Here is a 9,989-nt window from a genome sequence, read left to right on the forward strand (position 1 = left end):
GCTCGCCGAGGCGCACGGCCGGCACGCCGAGGCGCTGGCCGGCTACGAGTCCATCGCCGAGGCGCACATCCTCGCCCCCGCGACCCGCGGCACCGTCCGCGTCGGCGCGGCCCGCTGCCTGCTCGCGGCCGACAAGCGTGCCGAGGCCACCGCGCGCGTCGAGGCCGCCGCGTCGCTGCTGGCGCAGTGGCGTGGCTGGCGGGTCGCCCAGCTCGACCAGGTGCGCGCGCAGCTGGGCATGGCCCCGGCCGACGCCGGGACCGCGGTCAGCGGCCCGGCCGCGCTGACCCCTCGGGAGCGCGAGGTGGCGGTGTTGATCAGCGACGGGCTGACCAACACCGAGCTGGCCCGCCGCCTCTACATCTCGCCGAAGACCGCCGCCGTGCACGTCTCGAACATCCTGCGGAAGCTGGGCGCCTCCTCCCGCACCGAGGTGGGCGACCTCGTCGGCCGGCATTGAATCGGGCCGGCCGTCAGGGCAGCACGACGAGCTTTCCCCGGGCTTCGCCGGACTCCATGAGGGTGTGGGCGTCGCTGATGTGGTCGAGGTCGAAGACCCGATCGATCGGTACGCGGGCCCGCCCGGCGGTGACATCGTCCAGGAAGCTCTGCAGGACGCCGGCCGGGAGGTTGCCCGCCTCTCCCGAGTAGGCGGTCAGACGCACGCCCTGCGGCAGATAGCCGATGGGGTAGAAGTTCTCGACGGTCCACTCGTTCGACAGCATGCCGGTGAAGCACACCGTGCCGTGCACCCGGACGCAGCGCAGGGTGTCCGGCAGGGTGGTGGTCCCGACCAGCTCGATCGCGCCGTGCACGCCGTCGGGGAGGATGCGGCGCACCTGATCGGCGACGGAACCGTCGTCGACGAGGACGTGGTCGACGCCGAGCGCCGTGAGAACCGCCGCCTTGTCCGGGTTGCGGGTGGTGGACAGCACGGTCATGTCCTGCCGTTTCGCCAGGACGGCGGCGGCCATCCCGACCGAGGAGGTTCCGCCGCGGACGAGCAGGGTCTGCGCGGGTCGGGCATCGACGCCGACGGTCAGTGACCCGTACGCGGTCTGCAGCATCTCCGGCACGGCGCCGAGCACGTCCCAGGGCAGCTCGGACCGGAACGGGATGACCTGGGCGGCCGGCACGCAGGTGTATTGGGCGTATCCGCCGTCGTACTCCCGGCCCATGCCGCCCATCATCGTGACGACCTGCTGCCCCGGCGTGAACTCGCCGCCGGGCGCCTCGGCGACGATGCCGGTGGCCTCGATCCCCAGCACGCGGGGATAGGTGACGGCGTCGCCGGAGAAGCCGAGGCGCGTCATCAGCTCGGAGCGGTTCAGGCCGAACGCCTTGACCTCGATCAGCACCCATCCGGGCCGCGGCGTGGGCACGGGCACGTCGCGCACCCGCAGGTTGGTGGCGGGGCCGGGTCGGTCGAGGACGGCGGCGCGCATCGTACGGGTCATGCCCGGTCTCCGGTTTCGGTCGGTCGGTCGTACCGCTCGTAGAGCGCCGATCTGGCGCGGTCGGGGTCGAGCCGGTGCAGGATGGCGATCGCGATCTCGCCGAGCTGGGCGGTCTGCTCGGGGGTGAGGGCGTCGATGACGTTCTCGCGGACCGTCGCCACGTGGCCGGGGGCGCTGTCGCGGACCTTCTGCCAGCCGGCCTCGGTGAGCCGGGCGTTGGTGGCGCGCCGGTTCTCCCGGCAGGGGAAACGCTCGAGCAGGCCACGGCCTTCGAGCCGCTGCACCACGTGGGAGAGGCGGGCGAGCGAGGCGGTGGTGCGCTCGGCGAGCGCTGACATGCGCAAGGTACGCGCCGGCGCCTCGGAGAGCATCGCGAGCACGTAGTAGTCGAAGTGGGTGAGCTGGGCGTCACGCCGGAGCTGGCTGTCCAGGGCCGCCGGGAGCAGCTCGAGGACGGCGGTCAGCCGTACCCATGCCGTCAGCTCCTCGGGGGAGAGCCATCGTGTATCCACGCTCACATGTTTACATCAGAATAGTTGTTGCTACAACTATCGACTTGGGCGTAGGTTGAAGATGCAACCAAATGAGGAGGACGACATGGCGCACATCAGCATCATCGGCACCGGCAACATGGGTCAGGCCATCTCCGGCCTGGTCGCCAAGGGTGGCAACTCGGTCGAGCTGGTGAACAGCTCCGACGCCGCCAAGGAGGTCACCGGCGACATCGTGGTGCTCGCGGTGCCGTACCCGTCGGTCGCGCAGGTCATCGCCCAGCGTGGCCCGCAGCTGGCCGGCAAGATCGTCGTCGACATCACCAACCCGCTGAACTTCGAGACGTTCGACAGCCTGACCGTCCCGGCCGACTCCTCGGCGGCCGCCGAGATCGCCGCCGCGCTGCCGCAGTCGCGCGTCGTCAAGGCGTTCAACACCAACTTCGCCGGCACCCTGCAGGGTGGCTCGGTGGGCGGCCAGACGACCACCGTGCTGATCGCCGGCGACGACGGCGACGCCAAGGCGCTGCTCGCCGGTGTGGTCAGCGCCGCTGGTCTGCGTGCGGTGGACGTGGGCGGCCTGCAGCGGGCCCGCGAGCTGGAGGCCCTCGGATTCCTGCAGATCACCCTCGCGGCCGGCGAGAAGATCTCCTGGACCGGCGGCTTCGCGGTGGTGCAGTGATGGGCATCGGTCCCGTCCGGCTCAACCACGCCGTCCTGTTCGTCGCCGACCTCGCCCGCGCCGAGCACTTCTACACCGACGTGTTCGGCATGGAGGTCGCCGTGCGGGAGCCGCGCGCCAACGCGGCCTTCCTGCGCCTGCCCCGCTCGGGCAACCACCACGACCTGGGGCTGTTCGGCGTCGGGCCGGCCGCGCCGCCCAAGCACCGCGGCGGCATCGGTCTCTACCACCTGGCCTGGCAGGTCGACACGATCGACGAGCTGGTGCAGGCCCGCAAGACCCTCGCCGAGGCGGGCGCGCTCACCGGCGAGTCCAGCCACGGCGCCACCAAGAGCCTGTACGGCGCGGATCCGGACGGCAACGAGTTCGAGATCATGTGGATGCTGCCGCGGCAGGAGTGGGGCGAGTTCGAGAACGCCGCCCCGATCGACCGGCTCGACCTCGAGGCCGAGGTGCGGCGGTGGAGCGGCGTCGGCACGGCCGGCGACATCGTGACCGCGACCCGGTGACGCACCGGGTCACGTGCCGCCGGCTCCGAAGCCGGCGGCGCGGGCCCGGACGATCATCTCGCCCCGGTCGGCGGCCTGAAGTTTGCCGATCAGCACCGACACCACGTTCCGGACGGTCTTCGGCGAGATCCGCAGGCGCCGGGCGATCGTCTGGTTGCCCCAACCGGCCGCCAGCAGATCGAGAACCTCGCGCTCGCGCGCGGTGAGATCGGCGTCCAACGAGACGGCGGCGCCGGCCGTGGCCCGGCCCGCCCAGCCGAGCACACGGGGAGCGACACTGGGCCCGAAGACGGCCTGGCCGGCCGCGACGCCGCGCACCGCCCGCGCGAGCTCCTCCTGGTCCGCGCCCTTCAGCAGATAGCCGCTCGCCCCCGCCCGGATCGCCTCGAACACCGAGACGTCGTCATCGCGCATGGTCAGCACGAGGACGGCGACGCTTTCGTGCCGGGCCAGGATCTCGCGGGTGGTGGCGATGCCGCCGGCGTCCGGCAGCCCGAGGTCCATGAGGACGACGTCCGGCCCGAGCCGGCCGGCCAGGGCCAGCGCCTCGGCCGCGGTGGCCGCCTCGCCGACCACCGTGATGTCCGGTAACGGCTGCAGGCCGGTGCGCAGTCCGTCGCGGAAGATCGGGTGGTCGTCCACAATGAGCACCCGGATCGGGGTGTTCACGGTTCCTCGCGGGGGATGGCGGACGACACGGTGACCCCCCGGCCGGGGCGGCTCGTGATGTCGCAATGGCCGCCCAGTTCCGCGGCCCGTTCCCGCATCGACCGCAGGCCGAGACCGTCGCGGTGCGGCGGGCCGAACCCCCTGCCGTCGTCGGTCACGGTGGCCGTGAGGTGTGTGTCGCTCAGCCGGACCTCGACCTCGACGTGCGTCGCCCGGGAGTGCCGGGCGATGTTGGTCAGTGCCTCGACCACGATCCGGTACGCCGCCACCTCGGCCGCCGGACCGGCGAGGTGGACGTCGTCCGAGCACTCGACGGAGACCGTCACCGCCGGGCCGAGCAGGGCCGCTGCCTGTTCGGTGAGCGCCGGACGCAGACCCGCCGTGTCCAGGGCCGCCGGCCGCAGGCCCTCGATCAGCCGCCGCACGTCCGCCAGGGCGACGCGCACGTCCCGCTTCGCCCGGTCGGCGAGCGCGCGGCCCTCGGGATCCGTCTCGGGAACGTGCGCGCGCAGCACGTCCAGCCGCAGCGTCACGGCGCCCAGCAGGGGACCCAGCCCGTCGTGCAGATCCCGGCGGATCCGCAGCCGTTCCTGCTCACGGGCCCGCACCAGCCGTTCCCGGGCTACCTGAAGGTCGTCGGCGAGGGCTTCCGCCCGCGCCGCGTACGCGACCTGCCGGGCGGCATCCACGAGCAGATCCCGCTCGGCGGCGGTGAACTCGTCGCCCGGATCCCGGCGCGCCACCACCAGCCGGCCGTCGACCAGCGGAAGGGCGAACTCGTCCGTCCAGGCCGTCGGCACGCCGGACTCGACCACCGGACGGCCCTCGAGGTGCACCGCGACGTAGGGAAGCCGCAACGATCGCCGCAGCAGAGCCGCCATCTCCGCCGGCGCCCCACCGGCGGCGTCCGGGCGCCGGGTCACCGCGCCGAGATCCGACAGCACCCGGTAGGGCCGGCGTCGCTCGCCGAACAGGCCACGCTCCAGGGCACCCTGCATCCTCTCCCGCACGGCGTTCAGCAGCACGGCCGCAAGGGCGGCGGCCACGATCGAGGCGGCGGTGCCGGCCTCCCGGCCGACGATCGCCGGTGTGACGGCGATGCCGGCCGCGTAGGTCGCGATGATGACCACCGTGAGGGCGGCGTAGACGATGCCGCGGGTGAACAGGGCCTGGATGTCGAACAGCCCGGCGCGCAGGATCGCCACCGCCACCGAAACCGGCAGCGTCGCCAGAGCCGCGGCCACCAGGACGCTTCCGGCGCCGGCGGACGCCCCCAGCGCGTCCGCCACCGCGCCCAGCACGATCAGGAAGAGGGCGGTCAGCCCGCCGAGGCCTAGCCACGCCAGCCGCCGGCGGGTACCGCCGGTGGACAATCGCCACCGGACGACCAGCGACACCAATCCCAGGACGGTGATCGCCCCGCACACCCAGAACGCCACGTCGTCGAGATAGGTGAGCGGCGTCGACGCGGCGGTGATCCCCACCGGGTTGGCCACTGGCACGGTGTCACCGATCGGCCCGGGCATCAGCGCGGCGGTGAACGTGTTCAGCGCGACGACACCTGCGGTCAACCGGATCAGCCAGGACCACCGGCGGGTGGGTGGGCGTCCATCGGGGAACAGCAGCAGCGGCAGGGTCGTGCCGAGGCTCCAGGCGAGGGCGAAGAGCCACTGCTGCGCCCAGCGCGCCCAGACGCCGCCGGGTGCCGCGCCCTCGCGGGCGACGAGCGCGTAGTACGCGTACCCGTCGAGTGCGGCGGACAGCAGGATGGTCGTTCCGGTCGCCAGCAGGAGCCACCCCACCGGGTTGCCCGGCCGATGCCAGGCCACCAGACCGCCGACCAGCGCATACGACAGGAACGCGGCGAGGAACGCGATCTCCGCGGCGTCGACGCCGTCGTCGCCCGGCAGCGCGAGGCCCAGCGTGGCGGCCGTGCCGAAGAACGCCGTCGCGGCGGCGGCGCCGGTGACGGCCAGCCATCGTCGCGCCGGCGACATGCGCACCGCAGTCGTGGTCATCGGAACCTTCCCGGCCCGTCGCGTCCCGATTCAGCGTACGAGCCGCAGGCGGGCCGGGTCATCGGTTGTTCGTCCCGGCCCGTGCGGGACGGCCGTCCCGGCGGCGAGCGGGCAGGTGACGGGTCGATCGACCGTGGACCGCGGGACACCGGAGGGTCGAGCCTGAATCTCATGAAGACGCGAACCGCGACCCTGCTGGCCGGAGCCGCCGCGCTGACCGTTGTGGCGGCCGGCCTCTTCGACACCGCGGCCGACCCGCCGGACGGGGCGACGGCCGAGGTGCTCCGGCGATGGTACGAAACCAATCTCGACACGATCGGCCTGTCGGTCACCTCGGCGGCGATCGAGCTCGGCGCCGTGATCGTCTTCGTGACGGCCCTCGTGCACCTGATGGGCCGCCACACCTTCCCGGCGACCTTGACCGTGGCGTCGGGCACGCTGGTGGCGGTCTGGATCTGGCTGCACGGGTCCACCGCGATGCTGCCGATCGTCCTGGCCGACGACCGCCGGCAGCTCGACGGGGTCTCCGACGCCACGATCCTCACTCTGGGCCAGTTCGGCAGCCTGGGTGAGACGATCGGCGACCTCAGTGCCGTACCCCGGGGATTGTTCCTGCTGGCCGTCTCGGCCGCGGCGCTCAGCGGCCGTCTCCTGCCCCGCTGGATCGCCTGGTTCGGCGTCGTCATCGCCGCCGCTTCGCTCGTCTGCGTGATCGGTCCGGCGTGGTGGATCGCCCCGTTCGGGATCGCCGCGATGATCGGCCTGTTCGGCTTCCTGGTGTGGACGGCGCTGGCCGGTGTGACGCTCACCGTCCGCGGCCTCCGGACACGGGTGCCGGCCGAGGAGGTCATGCAGGACCGCTGACGCTCCTCACCAGGTGGTGAGGAGCAAATGGTTGACGAGCAACGCGATCCCGGCCTGCGCCGCGAGCCAGCCGCGCCGGTCGCCGGCCGGGATCAGCGCGGCGCCGGCCATCAGCCAGCCGCCGAAGGGCAGCCAGATCCGCTCCACCTCGGCCTTGGTCAGTCCACTCAGGTCGGCGGCCACGATCGCCACCGCGGCGGCGATCGGCAGCAGGTGGGTTGCGGCCGTGGACCGGCCGGTCACCGCCCGGCGGAGGATCACGAACGCGGCCGGGCCGGCGGCAACGGCCAGCACCGCCACGTTGGCCCAGATCCAGTACGCGTACGGGCGGTCGGCGGCGATGCCCTGGTAGTAGCGCTCGACGAGCAGGTGGTAGCCGTCGAGCCACCAGAACCCGGCCAGCGCGAACGCCCCGACCACCGCCGCCGCACCGGGGATCGCCCAGAGCAGCGGCCGCCACTGCCGGGCCGCCACGGCGGCGGCGAGCACGACGGGTGCGAGCAGCACGAGTCCGTAACTCAGGAAGACACCCATCCCGAGCACCACCCCGCCGGCCAGCGACGGCCACGCGGCCCGGCGCACCAGACCGGCGACGACCAGCGCGATCCCGGTGGCGGTGACGCCCGCGAACAACCCGTCGGCGGAGACGCCGATCCACACCGCGCCGGGGAACAGCACCATGAAGGGGACGGTCGCGCGGGCCGCGGACTCGCCGGCGAGCAGGCGTACGGTCTGCGGGACGGCCACGGCGATCAGTGCGCCGGCCAGGACGCAGGTCAGCGCGGCCCAGCCGCCTCCGCCGAGGCCGATCCGGTCGAGGCCGACGAAGACGAGCAGGGCGCCCGGCGGGTGCGCCGACACGTGGGTCGCCCACGAGTCGGGCTGGAAGTCGAGGATGCGGGTGCTGAAGGTGCGCAGCATCGCCGCGATGTCGGTGACGCCGGCGACCTCGTGCAGATATTCGTGGCGGGTGGTGAGCCGGTCGGCGAGGCCGCGCTGCCAGCCGTCCACAAGGGCCAGTGACACGATCCAGGCCGTCGCGGCCGCGTAGCTGACGCCGAGCAGCCGCCGCCAGGGGAGCCGACCGGCGACCGCCGGCCCGTGCCACACGACGAGACCGGCGAGGCAGATCGCCGGCGGTGTGCCGGGGCCGACATGCGGCAGCCAGTGCGCGAACAGCGGCGCCGCGCTGGCCAGGACCGGCCGGCCGGAGAGATACAGCAGCGCACCGGCGACGGCGGCGACCACGAACAGGCCGATCGCGACCACACCGGTCCAGGCGTCGGCCCGGCCGGACCGGACCGCCGGGCGGACGCTCGTGCTCACGCGCGGAGGGCGGCGCGGGCGAACTCGGCCATCCCGTCGGCGAACGCGACGGCGGCCCGGAAGCCGAGCTCGTGCACCGCGCGGGCCGGGGAGGCGACCACGTGACGGACGTCGCCGAGCCGGAACTCGCCCGTGACGACCGGGGCGGGCCCACCCATCGCGGTGGCCAGGGCCCCGGCCATCTCACCCACCGTCGTGGGCTTGCCCGAGGCGATGTTGTACGCGCGCCAGCCCCTCGCCGACTCGGTCGCCGCGAGCGCCGCCAGGTTCGCCGCCGCGACGTCCCGGACGTGGACGAAGTCACGCCGCTGGCCGCCGTCCTCGAACACCCTGGGCGCCCGCCCGCTCTCCAGCGCGGACCGGAAGATCGCCGCCACCCCGCTGTACGGGGTGTCCTTCGGCATGCCCGGTCCGTACACGTTGTGATAGCGCAACGCCGCGACGGATCCACCGGTCTGCCGGGACCACGCCGCGGTGAGGTGCTCCTGGGCGACCTTGGTGGCGGCGTACACGCTGCGCGGGTCGAGGCGGGCCTCCTCGTCGACCAGGCCGGGAGCCAGCGGTGCGGCGCAGGTGGGACAGGCGGGCTCGAACCGGGCCGCCGCGAGGTCGGCGACGGCGCGGGCGGCGGGGGAGACCGGGCCGTGGGCAGTGCAGGTGTACGCGCCCTCGCCGTACACCACCATCGAACTGGCCAGGACGAGGCGGTGCACCCCGGCCCGGGCCATCGAGGCGAGCAGGACGGCGGTCCCGAGGTCGTTGCATCCGACGTACTCGGGCAGGTCGTCGAGGTCGACGCCGAGCCCGACCATCGCGGCCTGATGGACGACGGCGTCCACACCGGTCAGCGCTCGGCGCACGGCGGCCACGTCGCGGAGGTCGGCGGCCAGCAGCTCGCACCCGGCGACGGCGCTCGGCGGCGGCCGTCGATGGGCGGCGGAGTGGCCGGCGTCGAGGACGGTCACGCGATGGCCCGCCGCGACGAGCGCGGTGGTGACGTGAGATCCGATGAAGCCGGCTCCGCCGGTAACAAGCACGTGGGTCACGGCGCCGACCGTAGGCCGCGCCGCCGCCGCGCGGCAGGGGTTCGCACCGCGCCGTCACCGGCAGGTAAGGAATCCGGGCGCACGTCACCGTTCCGTAAGATCTGCTCCCCGGTTCGTAACCGCCCGCGGTACCTCGGCGGAACTAGCTTCGGCTGCCATGACCGATGTGGTGCTTCCCTGCCGGGATGAGGCCCCGGCACTGCCGGACCTCCTGACCCGCATGCCGCCGGGCTTCCGGGCGATCGTCGCCGACAACGGCTCGACCGACGGCTCGGCCGAGATCGCGCGAGCGCTGGGCGCCGTCGTGGTCGATGTTCCACAGCCGGGGTACGGCGCCGCCGTGCACGCCGGAGTGCTCGCGGCCGACCCGTCCGACGGTGTGGTGTGTGTCCTGGACGCCGACGGCTCGTTCGACCCGGCCGACCTGCCGCTGCTCGCCGGTCTCGTCCGGTCCGGAACCGTCGACCTCGCCGTGGGCCGCCGTCGTCCCGTCACCCGGCGGGCGTGGCCGGCACACGCACGGCTCGGCAACGCGGTGCTGGCCGCCCGGGTCCGCCGCGGGACCGGCCTGCCGGTGCACGACATCGGCCCGATCCGGGCCGTCCGCCGCGACGCCCTGCTCGCGCTCGACCTGCGCGACCGCCGGTTCGGCTATCCCCTGGAGCTGCTCGTCGCCGCCGGCCGTGCCGGGTGGCGGGTCCGGGAGATCGACGTGGACTACCATCCGCGGGCGGCCGGGACACGGTCCAAGGTGACCGGTACGGTCCTGGGCACCGCACGGGCGATCCGCGACATGAGCGCGGTGCTGGCCCGGTGAGCGCACATCTGCTCGTCCTCGCCAAGGCACCCGTCCCCGGCCGGGTGAAGACCCGGCTGTGTCCACCGTGTACGCCGGAGCAGGCCGCCCGGATCGCGGCCGCCGCCCTC

The 9,989-nt window shown here is 73.6% G+C and carries 11 protein-coding genes and 1 pseudogene; 6 read left to right on the forward strand and 6 right to left on the reverse strand.

What is annotated here, in order from left to right; genetic code table 11:
- Nucleotides 1–460, forward strand: a 460-nt coding sequence (locus AB0M20_RS12200) for a LuxR C-terminal-related transcriptional regulator (RefSeq protein WP_364297274.1), incomplete at its 5' end; no start/stop codon positions are given.
- A gap of 13 nt (nucleotides 461–473) precedes the next feature.
- Here the strand turns inward: AB0M20_RS12200 and AB0M20_RS12205 are convergent.
- Nucleotides 474–1,457, reverse strand: coding sequence for a zinc-binding alcohol dehydrogenase family protein (locus AB0M20_RS12205; protein WP_364297276.1), 984 nt, complete (start codon nucleotides 1,455–1,457; stop codon nucleotides 474–476).
- A complete protein-coding gene (locus AB0M20_RS12210) occupies nucleotides 1,454–1,969 on the reverse strand; it encodes a MarR family transcriptional regulator (protein WP_364297278.1) in 516 nt (171 codons plus the stop codon). Before AB0M20_RS12210 ends, AB0M20_RS12205 begins: the two co-directional genes overlap by 4 nt.
- An 85-nt stretch (nucleotides 1,970–2,054) precedes the next feature.
- Between AB0M20_RS12210 and AB0M20_RS12215 the strand changes: the two genes are divergently transcribed.
- Together AB0M20_RS12215 and AB0M20_RS12220 are read left to right on the forward strand one after the other, a co-directional pair.
- Nucleotides 2,055–2,630, forward strand: a complete 576-nt coding sequence (locus tag AB0M20_RS12215; RefSeq protein ID WP_364297280.1) for an NADPH-dependent F420 reductase — start codon at nucleotides 2,055–2,057, stop codon at nucleotides 2,628–2,630.
- The gene (locus AB0M20_RS12220) at nucleotides 2,630–3,139 is read left to right on the forward strand and encodes a VOC family protein (protein ID WP_364297282.1); all 510 of its coding nucleotides are present in this window, start codon (nucleotides 2,630–2,632) and stop codon (nucleotides 3,137–3,139) included. Before AB0M20_RS12215 ends, AB0M20_RS12220 begins: the two co-directional genes overlap by 1 nt.
- Before the next feature lie 9 nt (nucleotides 3,140–3,148).
- On the opposite strand, the gene AB0M20_RS12225 is transcribed toward AB0M20_RS12220, so the two are convergent.
- Both AB0M20_RS12225 and AB0M20_RS12230 read right to left on the reverse strand, forming a co-directional pair.
- Complete coding sequence (locus tag AB0M20_RS12225) at nucleotides 3,149–3,808, reverse strand: response regulator transcription factor (RefSeq protein WP_364297284.1); 660 nt, start codon at nucleotides 3,806–3,808, stop codon at nucleotides 3,149–3,151.
- Nucleotides 3,805–5,826, reverse strand: a complete 2,022-nt coding sequence (locus tag AB0M20_RS12230; RefSeq protein WP_364297286.1) for a sensor histidine kinase — start codon at nucleotides 5,824–5,826, stop codon at nucleotides 3,805–3,807. Before AB0M20_RS12230 ends, AB0M20_RS12225 begins: the two co-directional genes overlap by 4 nt.
- Nucleotides 5,827–5,997: 171 nt before the next feature.
- On the opposite strand from AB0M20_RS12230, the gene AB0M20_RS12235 reads away from it, so the two are divergent.
- A complete protein-coding gene (locus AB0M20_RS12235) occupies nucleotides 5,998–6,690 on the forward strand; it encodes a hypothetical protein (RefSeq protein ID WP_364297288.1) in 693 nt (230 codons plus the stop codon).
- Between the two features lie 6 nt (nucleotides 6,691–6,696).
- Here the strand turns inward: AB0M20_RS12235 and AB0M20_RS12240 are convergent, their stop codons facing one another.
- On the reverse strand, nucleotides 6,697–8,016 hold the full coding sequence (locus tag AB0M20_RS12240; protein ID WP_364297290.1) for a hypothetical protein: 1,320 nt from the start codon (nucleotides 8,014–8,016) through the stop codon (nucleotides 6,697–6,699).
- Nucleotides 8,013–9,062: an NAD-dependent epimerase/dehydratase family protein gene (locus AB0M20_RS12245; RefSeq protein ID WP_364297292.1), complete on the reverse strand. Its 1,050-nt coding sequence runs from the start codon at nucleotides 9,060–9,062 to the stop codon at nucleotides 8,013–8,015. The genes AB0M20_RS12240 and AB0M20_RS12245 overlap by 4 nt, the downstream gene beginning before the upstream one ends.
- 157 nt (nucleotides 9,063–9,219) lie before the next feature.
- On the opposite strand from AB0M20_RS12245, the gene AB0M20_RS12250 reads away from it, so the two are divergent.
- Both AB0M20_RS12250 and AB0M20_RS12255 read left to right on the forward strand, forming a co-directional pair.
- Nucleotides 9,220–9,879 carry a glycosyltransferase family 2 protein gene (locus AB0M20_RS12250; protein WP_364297294.1) on the forward strand — a complete coding sequence of 220 codons (660 nt, stop codon included), beginning with the start codon at nucleotides 9,220–9,222 and terminating at the stop codon, nucleotides 9,877–9,879.
- Nucleotides 9,876–9,989, forward strand: a pseudogene (locus AB0M20_RS12255) (glycosyltransferase); the annotation flags it as partial. The gene AB0M20_RS12250 and the pseudogene AB0M20_RS12255, both read left to right, overlap by 4 nt.

This window comes from Actinoplanes sp. NPDC051633, assembly GCF_040681735.1.
In the GTDB taxonomy this organism is placed as follows: domain Bacteria; phylum Actinomycetota; class Actinomycetes; order Mycobacteriales; family Micromonosporaceae; genus Actinoplanes.

What these genes read in the sequence shown, in the direction of transcription:
- AB0M20_RS12205 (WP_364297276.1), bottom strand. Translation starts at nt 1,457, where the DNA reads ATGACCCGTACGATGCGCGCCGCCGTCCTCGACCGACCCGGCCCCGCC.
- AB0M20_RS12215 (WP_364297280.1), top strand. Translation starts at nt 2,055, where the DNA reads ATGGCGCACATCAGCATCATCGGCACCGGCAACATGGGTCAGGCCATC.
- AB0M20_RS12220 (WP_364297282.1), top strand. Translation starts at nt 2,630, where the DNA reads ATGGGCATCGGTCCCGTCCGGCTCAACCACGCCGTCCTGTTCGTCGCC.
- AB0M20_RS12230 (WP_364297286.1), bottom strand. Translation starts at nt 5,826, where the DNA reads ATGACCACGACTGCGGTGCGCATGTCGCCGGCGCGACGATGGCTGGCC.
- AB0M20_RS12235 (WP_364297288.1), top strand. Translation starts at nt 5,998, where the DNA reads ATGAAGACGCGAACCGCGACCCTGCTGGCCGGAGCCGCCGCGCTGACC.
- AB0M20_RS12250 (WP_364297294.1), top strand. Translation starts at nt 9,220, where the DNA reads ATGACCGATGTGGTGCTTCCCTGCCGGGATGAGGCCCCGGCACTGCCG.